This window comes from Streptomyces sp. N35 (assembly GCF_016464295.1).
Classification (GTDB): Bacteria; Actinomycetota; Actinomycetes; order Streptomycetales; family Streptomycetaceae; genus Streptomyces.
Map to the genome: position 1 here is coordinate 1 of NZ_JAEIMH010000005.1, position 20,414 is coordinate 20,414.

Below are 20,414 nucleotides of genomic sequence, written 5' to 3' on the forward strand. Positions count from 1 at the left end.
CGACCCGTCTTCGCGCGAATTGCCCGCCTTCGGCGGGGGTTTATGAAAAGGCCCTCCGGGCTTTTCATAAACTGCGTGCCTCCGGCACGAAATGCGTTGTTTGGTTTGGGTGTTGGGGATTTAGTTGACGGTTTGTCATTTCCCTTTGGGCTGAGGCCGGCCTCAATATTTCGGCCTATTCTCTGGAATTCTCCGAATTCCCGTTAAGGGTACGGGAGTTGGGGTGCTTGTATTCCGTGGAAGAAAGTACACCACGGAATACGCGGGTTCAACAGGTCCCCTCCGGGGTCCAGTTGAACCCGGGCGGAGAGGGTTCGGCCCTCCGGGCCTCACCGAGCGCCGTACCGGCTACGGGGTGGGTGTACGGCCTCCGGCCTCCCACCCGGGCCCCTACGAGCCCTACAAGGGCCGTACGGGCAGCGCGGAGGCCAGCCGACGCGCAAACACCCACAGAACCCGCACCACCCCCACCCAGCAACACCCACGCCCACAGCCCGGAGCGGCTTTCCCCGTTCTTTGTTCGCATCGGTTCTGAGGCTGGACTCACCTTCAGTGTCGCAGGACGCTTGAGGGATGAACGAGGCAGATCCTGAGCAAGAGGACGACGACCGGCTCGGCCTGATCAACCTGTACATGGCCACGCTCCAGGCCCGAATGGACCCGGATCAGTTCGACGCTCTGGCCCACGCTGTGCACGGACTGGCTCACGTGTTGGCCGCAGGTGGGGAAGGCTCCTTCTCCATCCCTGACGATGATCGGGACTTCACACCCGAGATGCATCAGGAGTTCGTTGCGATCATGGGGATCATGCTGACCGGGAACGCGGACCATCGGGTCGTTGAGATGCCGGGCCCTGACGGGGCGGTCGGCTTCGCCCTCGTGGACGCCGAAGCTGCCGACGATCCCCAGCGCCTGCGGGAAATCCAGGAGGGCGTTCATCAAACGCTCGCCAAACGGGATGCCCTCCATCGCAAGGTGAAGGGCATCGCCCGAGCCAGCGGAATGGACCCGCACGACCATTGAACGACCCCCGTTCCGAAGGCGCGTAGCTTCTGGGGGTCCCGTCCGGCCTAGCGGCTATTCGTTCGTGGAGGGCGTTCTGGGCCCGTCGAGCTCGACCAGGCCGGCGCCAAGTCGGAGGACTCCACGGTCACTCCTGCTGCTTGGCGGGGTGTAGGTGGCGCCTGGGATGGCGACGGCCGAGTCCGTGAGTAGCTTGCCGATCTCGTCGGTGGTGCGGCCTTTGGCCCAGCGCACGCAGTACCGGGCGTCGGGCCGGTGGGCCGGGGTAGTGATGCCTTCGTGGTTCCAGCAGTCCCACCACAGGTAGGACCGCGTCAGCAGGGCGCTTCGCAGGGGCGTGCAGGAGGTGGCGGCCCAATAGTGCGTGAGGCCCATCTCCACGGGTGTGAGCAGCGGAGCGTTCTTGAGGAGTTCCCGGTCGAACGGCTTGTCCAGCAGGTGAAGGTCCCAAGCACCCAGCTGACGATCTCTGTCGAGAAGTTCGAGGCAGGAACCGGTGGGCACGTGGCGCAGTACGAGGCTGCGCGTGCTGATCGACTCCAGCCGTAGGCCGGGCAGGCCGGTGAGTTCGACCTGGCCGTCGACGTCGGTGCGCTGGGTGGGCAGCAGGAAGCGAGCGATCCGGGCGGCGCAGCTCAGCCGGAGGACGAGACGGTCTCGGCGGGGCAGAAGGCCGTCGAAGTAGAGCAGCAGTTCAGGAAAGCTCCGTCCTTCCATGCGGTCGATGGGGTGCTCGCGATGACGGCTGAACAGGCAGGTGTGCAGCATCGCTTGGAAGGCCTGTTGGCCTTCGTGTGGGGTGTCCAGATTGATGCGGCCGGTCTGGTCCAGGACCGCGGTCAGGTCCTGGTGGGTCAGGCCGAGGAGCTTGCGGCAGGCAGAGCGCCGGTCCTTGTCACGGACGTGAGGCATGGCAGATTCTCCTTGTTGATGCTCGCTGCCCGGCCCAGCGCAAGGGGAATGCCAACGTCAATGTGATCGGTGTCGCGAGGAGACTGGGCATCCGCACCCTTTGGCCCGAGCGGGCCCGTCCGGGGCGGGCCCTCGACCGGCAGCCGGCCTCCGCGGCTGCGTCGAGCGGAAACACTACGACGCATTCGTCATGATGTGCAGCACAACGCCCCGTACGCCACGTTCTGTGCGGCTGCGGGAGTAAGGAGCGGGCGGTTAAGCCGATGAGCATCGGCGTGGCGGTCGGGACCGTGGACCTGAATATGGTGGAGTGTGTCGTTGTGGCCGGTGTGACGGCCTCGCTCTCAGCTGCTTCTGGCCCGTGACCAGCAGCGGTGTCCACGGGTGAAAGCGGCTCCGCAGCGTCCTCCCTCTCTTCCTTTCCCATGCTCGCGCTGTCAGGCGGACGTGGTCACGGGCACCGACCGCCGGATCAGGACACGAGCAATGCACGCCCACCACGCCCGGAAGAGCGAAGCCCGCGCCGTCATGGCACAGACCGACTTGACGTATGCGGCAGCACTTGCCCAACTGCGCTCCGACCGGCACCAGTTCACCGGTGAGGACCCGCGCGCTGCTCAGCTCGGCGCGCCGCTGGATCACTCCGCCTTCGGGCTTGACATCTGCGACGCGCCTCAGCGGCGGCTGCGGGCGCTGCTCGCGCTCGGTCTCCTCAACGACGGCCAGCTGGGCGCTGTCGAGGTTGGAGAGTGGGCGCTGACGGGGCTCATCGCAAAGGAGCCCGTGTTCTCGCCTCGCCCCGACCACCTGGCCATCGTCGTCTGCATGTCGTACAACTCGGTCCGGCACCTCGTCCCAAATCACCCGCGCAGCCAGGTGCACCGGCTGCCCGGACTGCGCCTCGAGCAGCAGGTCGGTGGCACGTATCTCCTGCGTCATCTCCCCACCGGCGCGAGCCTGTCCGTAACCGATGAACCCACCACCCGCCCCGATCCCGCCAGCGTCACCGGCCTCAAGCGCAATCGCCTTTGGCGCACCGATGTGGACGTGACCAGCGACGAGCAGGCCGCACTCGGCGAAGTGCCGCCGATGACCGACGCCGCGGAGGTACTGCTCGCCGGCCTGCTCGTGCGCTTCAGCCTGCGCGATCCGGCGGGGCGTTGGTCCCTGGCGAACTGGGATACCCACCCCCTGGACCGGCCGCTGCCGCAGGCCAGCTTGTCCTCGCACCGACTCTGGGGCCATGGAGAGCGCTGGATGCTTGAGTGGTCCTGCGACTATCCCAGCGGCGCGGACGTCGCGGCCGCGCTGACCGACCCGAAGGCCGGGATCGTTGGCGCTAAGGCCGTCGATGCACGGCGCGGTTGGGACATCGTCCTCGACGGCGCCGTTCTCGCGCTGCGCCACCGCCGCTACTGATCGGGGCGCTCGCTCGTCCAGTGGACGGCTAGGCTCTGCGGCCATGGCAACCCTGACTGCGATCGCGACCGGACCTGACCCTGAGCCCGCGGGCCGGCTCATCCGCCAGCTGCACACCGTGCTCGATGAGGCCGGCCTGCCCATCGCCCGTACGGGCGACCGCACCGTCGCAACAGGCGTGCTGGTAGCAGGCTTGGGGGACCAGGCCGTCGTGGAGTGGCTGGTCTCGGTAGAACTGCGGTCCAAGGGCGCGGCCGAGCAAGTCGAGGGGAACGGTGACGGACCCGCCAGCCGCCAGCACGCCCACACCCGCCATGTCATGCACGCCACGCTGCGGTCCCTGCTCGTGCACGCCGGCTCCATCGTGCACGACGCCGGAGACACACTGGAAATCTCCGCGACGGACTCCGCCAAGAGCTCAGGGCAGCCCGGATTCGACCTGCCCGCCGACTCAACCGATCGCATGGCGCCGCTACGGAAGGCACCGTCGCCCATGCGCGGTTTCCTCATCGACGAGGACGACAACTAGCCTGCAGAGCTACCTCGCTGTGCCACGGCCGCAGCGGAGAAAACGGTACGGCGGCCGGCGCTGCAGCTGCCCAGTTCAGTCCCTTCCGGAAACGGGCAGGTCAGCGGGCTGTCGTGAGTAACTCAGGGGCTGAAGGGACTGAACTTTCGGGTTGAGGCGTGCGCGATGCTCGTCAGGAGCCCGCTGGAACTATCTGGGAGGGCGCCTCACCGAGGACACGCTGCGTCTTCACTCCCACCTTGCCCGGCTCAACCGTGCGTGGGTCGACTGCCTCGCCGGGAGCGCCCTTGGCGTATCGGCCGCCTGGGCGGTTGGGGCGGTCGTGCGGGAGGAGGTAGAACTTGCGGCGCCTGAAGAGTCCGCTCTGGGTCTTGCTTTCGCTGTTCTTGATCAGGTCGACGTATCCGACGAGACGGCCTTCGCCGAAGTAGGCGGGGCGGCCGCGGCCGTTCTTCGTTTTGTCGAGGGTCTGGCGTACGTAGTCGAGGTTCTCGATGGGCTCGAGCCATACGACGGCTTCTTCGTCCACAAGTTGGCTTGCGTCCAGCAGCGAACTCATGACTGCCCCTCCAGGATCTCGGTGGCCCGTGTACGGCCGGGTGCGGTGTGTGGTGCGCCGCTGGCCGCCTGGTGTGGCGGCCGTTCGGTCTGGGTCTCGACGCTGTGCGGTCGCGAGAGCCGCCAGACTCGTTGTTCATCGTACGGCCCGAGCTCAAGTGGCCTCGGGGAGCGGTGGCTCGTCATCGGCTGGAGCCTCCCGTACGCGCGGCGGGAACAGCGGACTGCTCTTGCTCCGCTTCGTCGACGAGGGCTAGTCCGGGGTAGTACTTGGCTCCGTTGGCCCGGCTCATGTCCTTCGGCGAGCCGAGTCCCAGCTCCTGGCGGACGCGGGCGGCGAAGGCGCGTGAGGAGGCGGGGCGTTCTTCGGCACCGCACCACTTCACGTAGGTGCGGTGGAGCAGGCCCTGCTCCACCTTGAGGTCGGTGCTGCCGGCCTGGGTTCCCGCGCGCATGCAGCACTCGGCGAGGAACCGGCCGATGTGGTCTTCGGTGCTCTCGTAGGCCTGTGTGGCGAGCCGTACGCGTTCGGGGCCGTTGAGGTCCTTCTCACCGTTGAGGTAGCGGCGTGCGCCTTCGATGAGCCAGTTGAGGATCCCGGGGCCTTCTTCGGTGACGAGGACGTCAGCCAGGTCGTCGACGCGGTGCTTGTCCGAGACGACGCGCTCGAAGGGGATCAGGCGCATGCGGCGCCAGAAGGCGAATCCGCCGGCACCGACTTCGGGGCGGTGGTTGCCCAGGAGCCAGAGTTTGTGAGTGGGCTCGAAGGAGAAGAAGTCCTGCCGCATTCTTCGCGCCTTGATGCGGTCCCCGCCGGTCAGGAGCTTGACGCGGGCCTCGTCGAAGGAGTCACCGGGCTTGATCTCGCTGCAGACCACCACGCGCCGGCCGTGGAGTTCGGCCAGGTCGGTGGGGTGGCCTTCAAAGGGACGGGCCATGAGGAAACCGGCCGGTGCGGCATCTGCGTAGTCGCCGAGGAGTTTCATCAGCATGTCGAGCAGAACGCTCTTGCCGTTCTTTCCGGATCCGAAGAGGAACGGCATGACCTGGCCGCCGACTTGGCCGGTGATGGAGTAGCCGAGCAGCAGATGGAGGAAGTTGATCATTTCGGCGCCTTCGGTGTCGTTGCCGAAGGTGTCGGTCATGAATCGGTCGAAGCGCGGGGTGGGCTGCGCTTCGGGGGCGACCGTGGTGGCCCGGGAGTGCATGCTCTTGAACGGGTCGGGCTTGTGCAGCTCACCGGTGCGGAGGTTGACGACCCCGCCCGGGGTGCACAGGGCGTTGTCGTCATGGTCGAGCTCGTCGGCGCGGAAGGACAGTGCCGGGGACGCCTGCGCCTGGTGCAGGAGGGCTTTGACCCCGGCCGTCGACATGCTGCGGCGACGATGCATTTGTACTGCGGTCACACTGCTGATGCCGCGCGGGTCAAACTCGGGCATCTGCTCGGCCATGTCGCCGACCGCCCAGATGGCGGCCTTCTCCGCGCCGTCGCGCCGCCATCGGTATTCGTCCCACATGTACCAGCCGAGGTCTTCGACGTGCCGGAAGCGGTCGCCGAACATCTGGGCAAACAGCTTGGCGTTGCCCCGGTCGGTGAGTGTGTCGGGCAGGATGCCGGTGGGCTGGGGCCCTTCCTGGGGGGCCTGGGTGGGCAGCCCAGAAAGGGCCCCAGCGGCCGCGAGATCGAACATTTGCTGTGCGGCTGCAGTGGGGTCGAATCGTGAGGTCCCTGTGCTCTCCGCGCTTGTCATGGGCGTCCTTGGGGGTGGAGAGGGCGTTGGGCTCCTGCGGCAAGTCCCGCCTCGGTGATGCTGATGTTGCGGTCGTACTGGTGTGGTCGAGCGCGGTGCGCGATGTCCAGCAGCAGGCTCCGGGCTTCGGCGTGGGTGAGGTGGCCACCAGCGACCAAGCCGCCAGCCGTGTAGGCGGCGCGGTTGAGCTTCTCGCTGAATCCGGCACCTTCTGGCACCACTTCACAGGCGGCCAGGGTCTCCAGCAGCGAGTTCAGGAGCCGGCCGGCGGCCGCGGGGCGGCGGCGGGCCAACCGCGGCCGAGGGAGCTCCGTCTTCGGCTGGGCAGTGGGCGTGTGCCCGGTGCGGCGCAGGTCGTGCGCCAGCCACTCCGGCAGGGGCGCGGGCCGGCGCGTAGACCCGACGGGCTCGTAGATGCCGCTGCCGGTTCGGGTGGAGGGCGCCACGATGTATCCGCCGTCGGCCCGGATGTCGACCTGCCAGGCCAGCGCAGCCTTGGTGCCGGATCCGGTGGAGAGCCGGTATCGCACCTGGGGGTCGGGGTTGGAGTACCAGATGTGAAGGCCTCCTGAGGGCGTGCGCACGCGCAAGGTCGTCTCGTCGTCAACCGGGTTGGGTTGACGACGCAGCGCGGCCAGGAGACCGAGGGTGTCGAAGCCCGAGGTGAGGCCGTCCAGGTTCACGTCGGGGTGGATGTCAATTCCGGGCAGCAACAGCCCGCGCGCTGGGACCTGCGAGGCGTGCGCGTCGACATCGATGACGACCAAGTTGGCTGGGCCGCAGGAAACACCGACTCCGAAAGCCGGGTGGGCACCCCACCACTCGTTGATGCGTTCCTGGTTGGTGGTGGCCGCGTGAAATCCGTGGCACCACCGGCCTTGCTCGTGGCAGGGGCATTTCTGGGGCGGATGCTGGCTGCCACGGCAGGAGTCGCAGTTGGCGGCAGGAGTCTTACGGCCGGCAGCAAGTGGGTGGACGGGCCAGCCGCGTACGGCACACCACCGGGCCACGTCCCGCGAAGCCACAGTCCCTGAAGGGAGGGAGGCCTGCTCGTCACTCTGGCGTGCCACGCCGTCGCATTCCCGTCGTTTCCTCGTCGAAGCCATCGTCGGCGCCGCTTCAGTCCCTCAGCAAAAACACCCTGGTCAGCGGCCCGCACTCGACCCTTGAGGGACTGAAGGGACCAAAGTCCGCACATGAGGTTCAGAGGGTAGCGCACAGAGTTCCCTCAACCTGGCTCATCGCGCCGCGTGTCAGATTGTCAGTCCCTTGGGTCCCTGCGCGGGGAGTTGGCGGCTCCTGCCCGGCGCGGACTCGCGGCCGCGCGCTGTTGGACGCGGACTCCCCTTGGTCCCTGCCCTTGAGTCCCTGAAAAAGCAGCAGGTCACAGGCGGAAAAGGGCTGAGAGCAGGGACTGAAGGGACTGAGTTTTCGAGTTATGACCATCGCGTGTGTGTGCATGCAGGCGCACGTATACGGCTCTACAAGCGAATGCAGGACATAACTGGGAAGTTGAGTCCCTTCAGTCCCTCCCAGGCGAGGCCGGAGGCGTCTGAGCTGCACGTTCTTGTCCTGGACCGAGGGACCGACAGCCCTGCGGGCTTCAGTCCCCCTCCAGGGCAGGGCGCAGCAGGGGGGAGCGGCCGGTAGCACCAGGTAAGCCGGGTTGTTCTGGAGGAGCAGAACAACCCGGAAGGCCTCGACCGGGCCGTCCCACAGTGGCCTGCGGTGCTGTACCAGCGATGCGATGCCAGCGGACAGCTGACGTGGCCAGAGAGGTACAGCGGTTCGTCCCCAATTAAGGCCGGGTTGATCTTGCCTAAGGCCGAGAGAACGTGATCGCCCATCGGGTGCAGAGCTTGTCGATGAGGAACTGGCCGGCCACATGGTCGCCCTCCGCCCCCTCGGGGAGGACCGTGATCCGAGGGCGCGTGGCACTTCTGTACGTGGTGTTCCAGGTCTGCAGGTGCCCACGGAGTCGATCGGCGAGCTCGGCTGCGGCAGGCCCGTGTGCGATGACGCCGAGCTCGAAGCGCGGACCGTCGAGGCGGCGCGTACGCCGGTTGGTGAGGTACGCGAAGGTTGCGCCGTCGTGGACGCCTGGACCTCCCCAGCCCATCAAGGGGTACACGCGGCGGGCCTCGATCGCTGTGGCGGCCGCGGTGTACTTCGTGAACCCGCTCTCCACCGTGGTCAAGAACAGGAACAGGCTGTCGTACGACGGGCCGTCGCCGACCTCGACCCCGGTCCACACCTCATAGGCCGGGTGATCGAGGGCCTCGGGCAGGGCTGAGTCGATAGGCCGATCGTCGTCGACGCGGATCACGATGGCGTCCTCGCCGATCGTCACGGTGCGGCTGGCCCGGTGGCCGGCCCCCTCGACGGGGATGAACCCGCAGGTTTCCGTGGACAGGCTGGCCAACGTGCCGTCCGGCGTGCGTTCCAGGGCGACGGACATGGGCCACGGAAGGCGTAGTGGCACCACGAGCCGCCCGTGCGGGGCGAGTTGCTCGACCCACGCGCCGGCCACGTCCCAGGCGCCAGCTGTCACGATGATCCGGTCGTACGGGGCGGCGGCCGCGTGCCCGAACTCGCCGTCGCCATGGAGCACCGTGACGTTGTTGATGCCCGCGGCCGCGAGCGCCTGTCGGGCGCGCTCGGCGACCTCCAGGTCGTACTCGATGGTGACGACCTGGCCAGTAGGGCCGACGAGCTCGGCAAGGACGGCGGCGTTGTAGCCGGTGCCGGCCCCGACCTCCAGGACCCGATCGCCACGCTGTGCTTGGAGTTGCTCGAGCATCGCCGCGACGACTGCGGGTGCGGACGCAGAGCTGAGTGCGCTTCCGTCCGGACCCGTCTTGATGACGACCGCTTCGTACGCGTCGTACGCCACATCGAGTGGGGCTTCCGGCACGAACCGATGGCGCGGAACGTGACCGAGCGCCGCCTCCACGGCCGGTGAGCGGATCACCTGCTGCTGGCTGAGCGTGGTCACCATCAGGGCCTGGTGGAACTCGGCGTTGAACGGCGAGTTGGTCGTCCCGGTCATGGGCGGCAGTCTCACACCAGGCACTGACAATCCGCCCCCAGGTGGGCGCGTGGGGGGGGCCTACGCTGCCTGCGTGACCACACGCAACGACCTGTATGCGCTGATCGACGAGTTGCCGGACGAGCAGCTCGAAGCGGCACGCGATCACCTCATGGAGCTCGCGGCCCGGCCGTACGACGGCATGACGTCCACGCCGCAGTGGCGGACCGGCGAGGCCAAAGCAGACCGTGAGATCGCCACCGGCCAGGGAACGGTCTTCCCAGACGCCGACGCCCTGTTCGCCGGCTTCGACATCGCAGAGGAAGCTGCCTCCAAACGCGTGCTGCCGTCGCCGGACGAGGTGGAGGCCGCGAAGACTCCGGCCGGCGCCTGGACGAAGGCTCAGCTCGCGGCCTGGGGCGTGCCCTGGCCAGCGCCCAAGGGCTGGAAGCAGCGACTCGCCAAGGAGTGGAAGGCTCGGCCCCATTCGCATTGAGCCGTTGCGGACGATTCGCGGGATGGGTCGTTCGTGTCGCCAGATTCGGCAGTTCTGACGACACGAACGCGCCAACATCCGCCCGCGGCCCCTTGCCGGGGTCACACCCGAAGTACGTCGAGGGCGTTGTTCACGTGTGACGAGAGATCCGTGCCGTGGCGTACGTCTGCGTGGATGAAGGTGGTGGTGAAGGCCGTGCGGTCTCGGCGCGGGAGGTCCGCGGCACGGTAGACGGCGAGTTGGTCGGCGCGGAGCAGTTGGGCTACGGCGATGTAACCGCGGTCGGCGACGAGGGCCAGGAGGACGGGCCCGTCCATCTCGTGGTCGGCGGAGTGGGCGTCCCACCAGTATTCGTCCGGTGTGAGGCTGTGTCCGCGTTGGTGGCGGGCCACGACGGTGACCTTGATGCCGTGGTGGGGATGGCCGACGACGATGTGCGCGGAGCGGCCGTCCCATGTGGCGTTCAGGGCTTCCGCAGCAGCTCGGCGGACACAGTGGGCGACGGTGGCCGCGGTGGGGTCGGCGTCCGGCATCAGCAGGGTGCGCAAGCTGCCAGGCCGGGCATGGACGGGGCGCCGGGCGATCAGCAGGATCTCGTTGCGAAGGCGCTGGTCGTCGTCCTCGGTCACGCCTGGATGCCACCGCCGGTGCCCACGCACCTCGCGCAGTACCTCGCATGCGCCCTGATTGTCTCGGGGGTTGAGGTAGAGGAGGTTGACCAGGACCTTCTCAGCAGAGTTGAACCGGCCTAGCCGCCACATCGTCAGCGCCAACCCGTGCAGTGCGCGCAGGAAGGGCCGGTTCTCCAGTTCCGACCAGGGCAGTCGGCCGCGGAAGCCCATCGGGAGGGCCAGTTCACCAACAGCGACGGCTGCCTCGTACCAGGCCAGCGCGTCCTTCAGATGACGGCGGCGCTCGGCGGTGGTGGGGCCGACGAAGCTGATGAGGTCGCCGAACTCGCCGTCGTGGCGCTGCAGGGCGAGGCTGCCGAGGTGGGCATAGGCGTCGATGTCGCGGGGCTCAGCGTCGACGATGCGGCGCAGTTCGCTCTCGTAGGCATCAGGGTCGGCGCTGGCCGCTCGTTCGTCGAGAGCGGCATCCAGGGGCACCTCAATCTGGCCTGGATACGGGTTGGGTATGCAGTAGGCCGGCAGGATCCCGTCTTCGGCCAGCCGCTCCAACCACCATCGCTCCGCGATTTCTGCGTCCTTGCGCGGACCAGGGACGATGCCAAGCTCTTCCTCGCCTGCTTCCGGAGCGGCAGCGCTGGAAGCGTCGGCAAAGGCACCGTCGTCCAGATTCTCCTCATCATCGTCGTCGTACGCGCCTTCGTCTTCGTGTCCCGCGTCATCCCAGTCGTCGAGGACGTCGTGGGGGTCGAATGTGCTGCCGGGTACGGCTTCGCTGGTGCCGGCCCGGCAGGCACGCTCGGCGGCTGCGAGAGCCAGCTTTCCGCGACCTCCGGGCAGACTGTCCGTCAACGAGTCGTATGGGGACGGCCAGAGGTGACCGAAGGAGAGCGGACTCCACATGACGCAGTCCTGCTCGAGGAGGGACCGGAGAGCCAGGTCGAGGCCATGGTGGTCGAGGCGCTTGGGCAGAGTCCCGGCCTCGCTCGCGCGGATGACCTGCTGGTGTGCGTTCTGGTAGCCGATCTGGGTCTCGGCATCCAGGAGTCGGGCCAGGCGCGTGGTCTGGATGCGCTGGGAACGTCGGCGGTCGCCAGAGGGTTCGGTGTCGGACATGAGGGCTCCTTGAACCGGGCTTCGCGCGCGCACCGCCCCACCTCAGTGCGTCGCCAAGCCGTCAGTCAGGACGCCATCACCATGTCGATCATTGTGGTTGTGCCGGTTCGAGCGTGGGCTCAGTTCACCCGGGACGGTCAACGGTGGGGATGACCGGCGGGAACGCGCACCGAGGGCGCGGCCAGCACGCATCGTCGCAGGGAGTCGACGAACGGCACAAGACCACCTTGATGCGCGACCGGACATGACCGAACGGCGCACGGAACAGACGTACTTCGAGCCGCTTGCGACCGCGCCGGTGTCCTCCCGCTCGCCCCACCCTCCCCTTGCCCGGCGTTCAGCCGCACTCGGGCGCCGAAGGCTGCCAGCATGGTGAGGCTGCGCGCGCCCGGCCTGTCCAGGGCGAACCGGTCTGCTGCGGCCCGCGGTTGGGAAGTAGTGGGCATATCGCCCGCGACCGTGGAGGACGCGCGATGCCCGGCCGACAGGAGAGATGATGACCGCCACCATGGTGCCTGCCGAGACAGCCACCGACCTCGGAAATCTGAGGACCGAGCTCCGTCACCACCATGGTCTGGCCGACTTCGACCGAGGCCTTCAGGAATGGCACATCCGCATCTTGGACGGCGACCGCGAGGTGGGCAGCCTGCGCGCAGCACGTTGCCTCTACGACAACACCGATAACCTGGCCGAGCGGATGGCTGACCACGGCGGGCTCTGTGCGATCGCGGCCACGCGGTTCCTCACCCTGGATGGCGACATCTCGGCCGAACTGGAAGAGGCTGTCGAGCAGCCCGGCAGCTTTCTGATCGTCGAAGGCCTGACCGTACAAGCCCCGTTCGACGACCAGATGGTGATCACCACCGTCGTCGCTGACGTCATCGACCGTCTGACCGACAACTTCTATGCCGTCGTCCTGCCCCGCGCGACACCAACCGCAGACGCGGGCACGACCCTCCTCGCCCAAGCCGGCACCGACCTTGCCGCCGAAGCCGTTTGTGACGAACTGCAGATCATCGACACGTGCCTGGCAGCACCCGAGCGCGCCGCAGCCCACGCCCGCCAACGGTTCGCAACCCGCGTCCAGCACCCCAACTGGCACCTCGACGACGAGGAGGACGCATGGCCAGACGACGAGGACGAAGGCGTGCTGACGCCCCGCACGATCGCCGTGCTGGGCCTCGCCGGCGAGGAACTGTCCACTCTGGCCTGGCAGGAGGTCACCGCGCTCGGCGACGAACCCCTGACACGAGGCGCCGGAGGCGTGTTCGGCCAGCTCCCGGCCATCACCCTGCGCCGGGACCGGCAGTGGCGCAGGAGAATGGCCAGAGCCTTCGACGATCTGACCAACGACCTGCGTGATGCACACCAGAACGGTCTGGAACCCCGCTGCACGGCTGAGGAGATGGCCCTGCACCTCATGATCCACCGTGCTCGGTCGATCACGACGAACCGTCCCAACGCCGTGCGTGATCTGGTCGCCGCACTGCCCGCCAGCCATGCCGACTACGACTGGGAGGGCTGCTCCGACGACCTCTTCGAAGACCACGACGTGCTGATGCTCTTCGACGCCAGGCTCGACGGCCTCGAGGACAAGGGCAGCGACATCCACCAGGCCTTGGGCATGGTGAACCTGGCCGCCGACGAGTGGTTCGAGCCGTTCCGAACAGACGGAGCACGCGATCCGGACCGGGGATTCCGCCACTGACGCTCCGCCTGCCCCCTGTCTCGTACGCGCGACACCTTCAGACTGTATCGCCGTCGCCATGGACTGCGCGCCGCCAGGCTCGGTAGAGAGCTTCGAGCTGCCGACGCTCGCGGGCCTCGGCGGAGAGCACGGCGGCCAGGACGTCGCGGTCGGTGTAGCGATCGAGGATCTGCCAGACGATGTCACGCAGCTCAGCGGGATCGAGCGCTTCGACCTCCCACTGGACAGGAAGGCCCGGATCCAACCCGTGCCGAGCAGCGAACGCCGGCCATCGTGGATCGCTCGACTTCCCCACGGCCGCGGGCAATTCGAGGCGCCGGGCCTGGTCGACGGTGAGCGCGATGTGCTCGATGTGGTCCCAGCAGTTGGTCCTGGTGATCCAGTCGCGCATGACGTCCTCGCCGCTCGCGTCCGCGTCGCCGACGTACGCCAGCACCTTCGGCCGCTGCTCGGCCGTGGCGCGATCGCGGACCATGCGCGCGTAGCTCTCGCTGCCGTATCCCCGTGAGACCAGGACAGGAATCCCGAGTTCGCCTACCCATTCCTCGAACAGCGCGCGCAAAGTGTCTTTCTCGGCGCATAAGTACACGGCACAGGCCTGATCACGGGTGCGATCGAGGCGGAACAGGTTCGGCAGGTCCGCGAGAGCGGCGTCTGCGTCCGGCCACGAGCGAGGTACGTGAATCTGCCGGGTGAGGTCGACCAGCTCGGGCCCCCGACCCGCCCGTACGGACTCGGCGATCTTCGCCGACAGCTTCCGGTACGCAGCCGGGCGGTTCGGAATCACCCCGAGCGAGCACAACCTGTAGAACAGCTGGCGCAGCGTCACTCGCGACTCATAGCCCGTGGCAACCTGTCGCGCCTGCTCCACCACCTCGGCCCACCGCGTCATGGGGTACTTGTACCCCGGCAACAGGCCGCGTCGACGAACGGGCCGCGCTCACAGCGTCGGGGCTCTCCGTCCGATGGTGGCGCTTCGGTGCCTTCAAGGACGTGCGGGCGTCCCTTCGATGCCGGTGGTTCTCGGGAAAGCGGCCGGGGTGGTGGGCGGCAGTGGGATCTCGTCCAGCCGGAGCCAACGTTCCTGACCGTCTCTGTCAGGGGCGAGGAAGCGGAAGTCGCGTTGTTCGTCGGCCTGGTGGTCAGCGTCCGCGACGACCCGGAGCAGCGCGCGCAGACGCGGGTACGGGGCTTGGCGGGCGCGGCCGATGACTTCAGGATCACGGAGCGCGAGCAGCATCAGCGAGGCCAGGTTGATGCCCGCGCTGTGGTGCTTGGCCACATGAAGCCGTACGTACGGCTGGTGGTCGTTCAGGAGCGAGGCGAGCGGCTCGTCCACCACGGTGTACCGCAGCAGAAGATCCCCACGCTGGAGCAGCATCTGGGTGCGCGGCGGCAGCAGTTCACCCGCCGTGATCTCCTCGCTGGCGTGCGTGGTCCGGCCGACCAGCGGTCCCTGTTGGAGCGCCGCGATCTGCGCGAACTGTTCGACGGTCACGTCGACCATGCGCTGGGAGTCCGGCAGGACGAGCAGGCAGTGGCCGTGGAAGACGGTGCCGTCTTCGCTCCAGGACTGCTCGGAGGTCCGGAACACCTCGGTATCGCCGTGCTGGCTGCGGATGCTGAGGTCGACCGGCTGGAGCTCTGAGCGGATCCCGTACTGGCCGTACGCATGGCGGAGGGCCAGCGCCGCGTCGACGCAGATATTCGACGGCGCACCCACGCCCTCCGCGATCGAGGCCCACAGGTGCGGCATCAACAGCTCGACGGTTGCTCCGGCGGGGCCTGCTCCAGCAAGGTGGCCTGCATCGCGAGGTTGCCCTTCAGAGGCAACGCACCCTCGTGCCGGGAGGGGTTTCGCTGTGCGGGCACGCTGTGCTGGCGGGCAGGGCGTTTCTGCGGCGACCGGTGGCGACGACCACGCTGCTTCTTCCCCATGCGCTGAGCGTAGGAAGGTCAGCGCCCGGGCGACAGAGCGCGTTTCGCGCCAGGATCACTCTGCGGCGCGCGCAGGGCGTGCGGGGTCACTCCGAGGGATCGCCGTCGAGGATGGACTCCAGCGGGCTGGTGCCCGCTGGGTGTACTTCCAGATCACCGTTGGCGTTGATCAGGCCACGTCGTCCCGGGAACGCCCGCTCGGCCGTCGCGATGTCTCGTTCGTCGAACTGGCCGCGGGCGTATGCGTAGATGACGCCGCGGATGAGTTCGGTCTTCCATGCGCCGGTCGGCCAGCGGGCCAAGTGGGCCTCGACGCTCATCGGGGCCTCGGCCGGCGGCAGATCAGGACTCAGCATGGTGCGTTCTCCTTCGGCGGAGGTGCAGTGGTACACGGTGGAGCGGTGCGTGGGCGCCGGCCTGGTCGGCCGGTCAAGGAGCGCTGCGTCACATGAGGAACAAACACCCGTCAGAGCGAGCGGAATTGCTGGATCGGCGGCGTGGGCAAGACGCGGTCGGGCGGCGAGATCCTATGGTGATGGGCTCGGGGATGATCGATGGGAAGTTCGGGGCGCCAAGCTGTGAGGACCTGGGCTGAAGCCTCGAACAGGGGCTTGGCAGTGCGTCGAGGGTGAACCAGCCCACTGGTCGACGAGATGCGGCTCCGCCGCGACCGGCTCGCCGCTCCAGGCCGTGGCGACAGCCCCGAGAGTGACGCGGTTCAGGCCGCCGAACGCGTCGTAGAGCATTGCGAACACGTCCACGTCCTGAGGCCGGACCGCGAGCCCGGTCTCCTCAAGGAGCTCGCGGGCCGCGGCGGTCGCCGCGTCTTCACCAAGATCGAGTTTCCCGCCTGGGAGCTCGAAAGTTCCCCCGTGGTGCTGTCCCAGCAGGATCCGGCCGCGGCCGTCCTGGACGATGACGCCAACCCCGAGCGTCGCATGGGGAGTTGGCGCCGCAACTGATCGTGGACGGCTACTGACGCGCGCAGGTGGGCGCGTGGCCGTACGGCGGGCCTGGATGAGCCGGCACTGCACCGGGCTGTCGCCGTCGTCCGGCCGGATCGTGGAGATGTTCTCCACGGCGAAGCCGTGCTCACTGAGCAGCTGTGTCCATGCGGTCTCGTCGAGGACCCACATGCGCAGCGGGACCGCGGCCTTGCCCTTCAACGGTGCATGCTCGGTGCGCGGTGCGATGGCCGCGGATGGTCCCTCGCCGGTGTTCGAGGTATGCAGGACGGATGCCAGAAGCAGACCGTCGTCCTTGACCGCGCCGGCGAGGGCGGGCAACAGGCGGTGCGGGTCGAGGTACATGAGGCCGAGCACCGAGTAGACGACGTCGTACGGCTCCGCGTCGTCCAGGAACGTGATCGCGTCGGCCTGGTGAAAGTGCACGTTCGGCAGGTGCCCGAAGTACCGGTTGGCCCGCTCGATTTGCGATGCGGCGTAGTCGACGGCGTCGACGTGAACGGCGTGATGGGTGACGAGGTGGGCGGCGTGCCGGCCCGCGCCGCAGCCGAGGTCCAGGACGCGCCGCCCGGCGAGGTCGCCGAACACCTCGGCACCGGGGCCGGTGCCGTACATCGCCCAATCCCAGATAGCGGGAACGTCGCAGGTCGGGCGGGATTCCAGGAAATGCGCCCCGATCCTCTCCCAGCCGGTGCGGTTCGCGTCGCTGGACGGCTCGTTCGTCACCTCGTCAGGCCGCCTTCGAGGCCTTGAGAGGGCGACCGTCCGCAGCGACCGGGACCACCTCAACGTCGGTCGCGCCAGACCCTGGCTTCGCCAGCTCGGCCCTGCGCGCTTCGGCGCTCGCCGCGTCGTAGCTGACAACCGACGTCCGCACGGTGCCGTCCTGCACCCATTTGACCTTGAAGCTCTTCACCAGCCTGCGTCCCTTCTGCTGGTACGCCTTGGTGGCGCCCTCAGGGGATCAAGACTCGCATCGCCCACTGACATCGCACTGGTGAGGGCGCCCGCGTGGGATGCGACGTTTGGGGTGTAGTCACCGGGCCGTGGCGGGGGCACGATCGAGGTGGAACAGCCACCGCGGAGAGGGGCACACCATGGCCGGCGGGAATGGCTCCGGGCCGAGCCCTAATGATCCCGAGGAGATCCCTCAACAGCCGGGAGAGGATCCGTCGCCGAACGGACACCAAGAAGAGGACCCCGGGCCGCTGCCCGAGGAGTAGCAGGCCGTGAGCAACGCTGAGTTCGTCGACGGTCTCATCAAGCAGGGCGATCTCAATGTCCGTTGGCGCGAGGTGTTCCTGCGTGCGGCCCGCGCCGACTATGTGCCTGATCTGATCTGGGAGAACAACAGCGGACGGTGGCGGCAGATCGACCGTCGCACCGAGCCCAAGGAGTGGTTCGCGCGGGTGCACAGCCCCGACTACGTCGTGCTCCAGCTCGACGACGGCCAGGCCGACGGTCCCCGGCAGATGACGTGCTCCTCCTCGATGCCGTCCGCCAACGCCGCCCTGCTGGAGGCCGCGGACCTCGCGCCGGGGATGCGGGTGTGCGAGGCCGGCGGCGGCTACGGATGGATGGCCGCGCTACTGTGCGCGCTCGTCGGTGACGCGCACGTCACCACCATCGAGCTCGACCCGGGGCTCGCCCGCGAGGGGCAGATGCACCTGCACGCGGCCCGTGTTCACCCCCATGTGGTGCGCGGTGACGCCGCCCGCGGGTATCCCCGCGGTGCGCCGTACGACCGGATCGTCTCCACAATGGCCGTCCGCCGGGTCCCGACGGCCTGGCTGCGCCAAGCTCCCGGCGGTCTCATCGTCACCCCGCTCCACACCCCGCTCGCCGGATACGGGCTGCTGCGCCTGGACGTCGCCGACGACGGGCGCAGCGCGAGCGGCCACTTCGTCGGCGACGTCGCGTTCATGTGGTCACGGCCGCAGCGACCCGCCAACTGGCCTCCCGCCACGGAGCCGATCCGGGAGTCGACCACGCTCCTCGATCCGGAAGCGATCGCCCGCGATCCACGCATCCGGTTCGCGCTCGGCCTACGCCTGCCCGACGTGTCGTACGGCTGGCGCTTCGACGCGGGCGAGCGACACGAAACGCTCCGCGTACGCCTCCACGACGACGCGGGCTCCCGCGCGGTCGCCTTCTGCCACGGCCCCCGCACCGTCTACCAGAGCGGGCCGCGCAACCTCTGGGACGAACTCGAAGCGGCCTACGCCTGGTACGAGACCGCCGGCTCCCCAGCCCGCCACGAGTTCGAGGTGACCGTACGCGCCGCCCACGGCCGTCACAACATCCGGCACCTGCCGACCGGCGAAAGCTGGACGCTGCCCCCACTCTCCTCGGAGACCCGCGCGCGGGCCAGGGCAGCGCTGCCTCCGTTGGCCGGACGCGGCGGCTGACCGTCTCCCCTGCTGGGCGGACACCGTCCTCCCGCTGGCCGTACGCCAACTCGACTACCACTGCAGGTCGAGATCTCGTCCTTCGACAAGGTGAGACCGAAGAACTGTCCTTCAGGAAACGGCGGTTGATGTCAGTGGGGCCACCTACCATCGACGGCACGCGGGCTGAGGCCGCCCGCCTCGGAGGGCACGTGAGTACACCCGGCACCACCGTCGACACGCTGGCGTTCCGTAGCGCCCTGTCCGTGACGAGCGTGGACACCCTCTTGGACCAGGTGCGGCGCTCATTCGGGGTGTGGGTCAGTCAGAAGTCCGGGCGGCCCATCTCGATGGAGTCGGGCCAGCAGTACCTCGATAACGGCGTTGTCCTCGTGTCGCAGTCCGCGTACGACCTGGACGGCTGTGAGGTAGCGGGCCGGCTGCAGCTGCGCGAGGACCGGCCGGAGGCCACCTGGCGGACCACCGTGACCGCGGTCCGCAGCGAGGGCCGCGGCGTCGTAGGGATCGACCTTGAGTGCTTCGCAAACTCGCCCTCGATACGGCCGGGCAAGCCGCGGCTGGTGATCGACCTGGTGCGTGAACTCACCGCGTACGACAGTCTGTCCCGCCTCAGCGTCCATCCGCTGCGGGTGACCGTGGAGCAGGTCGATCTACTCATCGACGTGCTGTGCCACCCCGACCGCGTACTGCCGACCATCGTCGCTGCCCGGCCGCTACGCGGCGAGACCGTGTGGTCAGATCGCATCACCCGGATCGCGCGCGAGGCCGCGGGCGATGCCTCGCTGTACCTCCTTGCCGATCCTGAGGCCGTGGAGGCCTTCCGGGCCGCGATCGGCGAGGACCACCGCGTTGCCCTGGGCGCGGTGCGCACCTACCTTCCCGAGGTCGATCCCGCCTGGGCGCCGGATGCGGCGCGGCACCGGTTCGTGACCGCGGCCCGCCTCACCGACCCCAAGGACCATGCCTGGCGCGGCGTCGCTCGACAGGTACAACGCGCAGCACTGGAGCGTCCCCTGCCTGCGCCGCTGACCACCGTCGCGTTCCCTGACCTCACTGAGCGCAGCCGGCTCGAGCGGCGCGAATCTGTCGACAAGGCCCGGCTGCTGACCACTGTGCCCGCCCAGGGCACCACTCGGGAGCAGAACCTGCGCGACGAGGTCACCGTGCTGACCGGTCTCCTGGAAGAAGCCGACCGACAACTCGCCGAAGCAGCCCGTACCGCCGAGCTCGCCGCACGCACCGCAGCCTCTCTGACCGGCCGGCTCGAAGTCGCGCTCGGGCAACGGGATGAGGAGGTCGAGGACCACCTGCTGACCCTCGGCTCGCTCGAGCGCGTGCAGGCCGAAGCCGACGAGCTGCGGGTGCGGCTCCTGCGCGAGGGCCGCGTCGACGACGTGGTCGCGGCCGCCGAAGTCCCAGCAGGACTCCCGGCGAGTTTCGAGGAGCTGATGGAACGCTTCGACGCCCTCCCCCATCTGACGATTACCGCCGAGCTGCAAGTGGCCTTGGGCCTCGATCAGCACGCCATGGCGCGTACCTGGGCCGCGAAGGCCTTCACCGCGCTGCGGGCGCTGGACTCCTACGCCGAGCACGCGAAGAACGGGTTTGCCGGCGGCTTCTACCAGTTCTGCCTCAACCCACCGGCGGGCGCGAAGAACTACTCGGTCAAGCAGATCGCCATGTCCGAGACGCCCACCACCATGAGCGCGTACGGCGATGAACGGCAGCTCCCCACGCTCGATGGCAGGGCCGAGATGCAGGCCCATATCAAGCTCGGCTCGAAAGGCACCGTGAGCCCGCGGATCTACTTCCTCGACGAACTCAAGACCGAACCGGGACCCGGCCGTCTGTATGTCGGATACATCGGGCCGCATCTCACCAACACCAAGACCACCTAGGAACCGGCTCATGTGACGGCCACGTCAGGGGGCCAG

19 protein-coding genes are annotated in these 20,414 nt (G+C 68.2%); 7 read left to right on the top strand and 12 right to left on the bottom strand.

What is annotated here, in order from left to right:
* Positions 1 to 573 precede the first annotated feature (573 nt).
* Complete coding sequence (locus tag JAO81_RS03775) at positions 574 to 1,023, top strand: hypothetical protein (protein ID WP_199546298.1); 450 nt, start codon at positions 574 to 576, stop codon at positions 1,021 to 1,023.
* Between the two features lie 54 nt (positions 1,024 to 1,077).
* Here the strand turns inward: JAO81_RS03775 and JAO81_RS03780 are convergent, their stop codons facing one another.
* Entirely contained in the window at positions 1,078 to 1,935 is an 858-nt protein-coding gene (locus JAO81_RS03780) for a hypothetical protein (protein WP_199546299.1), read from the bottom strand.
* A 528-nt stretch (positions 1,936 to 2,463) separates the two neighbouring features.
* Here JAO81_RS03780 and JAO81_RS03785 point away from each other — a divergent pair.
* Together JAO81_RS03785 and JAO81_RS03790 are read left to right on the top strand one after the other, a co-directional pair.
* Positions 2,464 to 3,354 (top strand): hypothetical protein, encoded by an 891-nt coding sequence (locus tag JAO81_RS03785; protein WP_199546300.1) that lies wholly within the window; start codon positions 2,464 to 2,466, stop codon positions 3,352 to 3,354.
* A gap of 43 nt (positions 3,355 to 3,397) precedes the next feature.
* Positions 3,398 to 3,883 carry a hypothetical protein gene (locus tag JAO81_RS03790; protein WP_199546301.1) on the top strand — a complete coding sequence of 162 codons (486 nt, stop codon included), beginning with the start codon at positions 3,398 to 3,400 and terminating at the stop codon, positions 3,881 to 3,883.
* Positions 3,884 to 4,055: 172 nt separating this feature from the next.
* Here JAO81_RS03790 and JAO81_RS03795 read toward each other — a convergent pair whose 3' ends face one another.
* From JAO81_RS03795 to fxlM, 4 genes are all read right to left on the bottom strand, one after another.
* Positions 4,056 to 4,442, bottom strand: coding sequence for a DUF6009 family protein (locus JAO81_RS03795; protein WP_199546302.1), 387 nt, complete (start codon positions 4,440 to 4,442; stop codon positions 4,056 to 4,058).
* Positions 4,443 to 4,623: 181 nt separating this feature from the next.
* Positions 4,624 to 6,192, bottom strand: a complete 1,569-nt coding sequence (locus tag JAO81_RS03800) for a phage/plasmid primase, P4 family (protein ID WP_199546303.1) — start codon at positions 6,190 to 6,192, stop codon at positions 4,624 to 4,626.
* Entirely contained in the window at positions 6,189 to 7,298 is a 1,110-nt protein-coding gene (locus JAO81_RS03805) for a bifunctional DNA primase/polymerase (RefSeq protein WP_199546304.1), read from the bottom strand. The genes JAO81_RS03800 and JAO81_RS03805 overlap by 4 nt, the downstream gene beginning before the upstream one ends.
* Positions 7,299 to 8,011: 713 nt before the next feature.
* On the bottom strand, positions 8,012 to 9,241 hold the full coding sequence (gene fxlM, locus JAO81_RS03810) for a methyltransferase, FxLD system (protein ID WP_199546305.1): 1,230 nt from the start codon (positions 9,239 to 9,241) through the stop codon (positions 8,012 to 8,014).
* Between the two features lie 73 nt (positions 9,242 to 9,314).
* Between fxlM and JAO81_RS03815 the strand changes: the two genes are divergently transcribed.
* Entirely contained in the window at positions 9,315 to 9,716 is a 402-nt protein-coding gene (locus JAO81_RS03815; RefSeq protein WP_199546306.1) for a hypothetical protein, read from the top strand.
* A gap of 101 nt (positions 9,717 to 9,817) precedes the next feature.
* Here the strand turns inward: JAO81_RS03815 and JAO81_RS03820 are convergent, their stop codons facing one another.
* Positions 9,818 to 11,461, bottom strand: coding sequence for a hypothetical protein (locus JAO81_RS03820; RefSeq protein ID WP_199546307.1), 1,644 nt, complete (start codon positions 11,459 to 11,461; stop codon positions 9,818 to 9,820).
* 496 nt (positions 11,462 to 11,957) lie between these two features.
* Between JAO81_RS03820 and JAO81_RS03825 the strand changes: the two genes are divergently transcribed.
* A complete protein-coding gene (locus JAO81_RS03825) occupies positions 11,958 to 13,169 on the top strand; it encodes a hypothetical protein (protein ID WP_233414885.1) in 1,212 nt (403 codons plus the stop codon).
* Positions 13,170 to 13,206: 37 nt separating this feature from the next.
* On the opposite strand, the gene JAO81_RS42165 is transcribed toward JAO81_RS03825, so the two are convergent.
* The 6 genes from JAO81_RS42165 to JAO81_RS03855 form a co-directional block, all read right to left on the bottom strand.
* Entirely contained in the window at positions 13,207 to 14,061 is an 855-nt protein-coding gene (locus JAO81_RS42165) for a hypothetical protein (protein WP_233414886.1), read from the bottom strand.
* Between the two features lie 93 nt (positions 14,062 to 14,154).
* Positions 14,155 to 14,925, bottom strand: a complete 771-nt coding sequence (locus tag JAO81_RS03835; RefSeq protein ID WP_199546308.1) for a hypothetical protein — start codon at positions 14,923 to 14,925, stop codon at positions 14,155 to 14,157.
* Positions 14,925 to 15,107 (bottom strand): hypothetical protein, encoded by a 183-nt coding sequence (locus tag JAO81_RS03840; RefSeq protein ID WP_199546309.1) that lies wholly within the window; start codon positions 15,105 to 15,107, stop codon positions 14,925 to 14,927. Before JAO81_RS03840 ends, JAO81_RS03835 begins: the two co-directional genes overlap by 1 nt.
* Before the next feature lie 86 nt (positions 15,108 to 15,193).
* Positions 15,194 to 15,463 (bottom strand): hypothetical protein, encoded by a 270-nt coding sequence (locus tag JAO81_RS03845; protein ID WP_199546310.1) that lies wholly within the window; start codon positions 15,461 to 15,463, stop codon positions 15,194 to 15,196.
* A 171-nt stretch (positions 15,464 to 15,634) separates the two neighbouring features.
* Positions 15,635 to 16,798, bottom strand: a complete 1,164-nt coding sequence (locus JAO81_RS03850) for an NUDIX domain-containing protein (protein WP_307813123.1) — start codon at positions 16,796 to 16,798, stop codon at positions 15,635 to 15,637.
* Between the two features lie 4 nt (positions 16,799 to 16,802).
* Positions 16,803 to 16,988, bottom strand: coding sequence for a hypothetical protein (locus JAO81_RS03855; RefSeq protein ID WP_199546311.1), 186 nt, complete (start codon positions 16,986 to 16,988; stop codon positions 16,803 to 16,805).
* Positions 16,989 to 17,301: 313 nt separating this feature from the next.
* Between JAO81_RS03855 and JAO81_RS03860 the strand changes: the two genes are divergently transcribed.
* Both JAO81_RS03860 and JAO81_RS03865 read left to right on the top strand, forming a co-directional pair.
* A complete protein-coding gene (locus tag JAO81_RS03860; protein ID WP_307813124.1) occupies positions 17,302 to 18,480 on the top strand; it encodes a protein-L-isoaspartate(D-aspartate) O-methyltransferase in 1,179 nt (392 codons plus the stop codon).
* A gap of 191 nt (positions 18,481 to 18,671) precedes the next feature.
* Positions 18,672 to 20,378, top strand: a complete 1,707-nt coding sequence (locus JAO81_RS03865; RefSeq protein WP_199546312.1) for a hypothetical protein — start codon at positions 18,672 to 18,674, stop codon at positions 20,376 to 20,378.
* Positions 20,379 to 20,414: the final 36 nt, after the last annotated feature.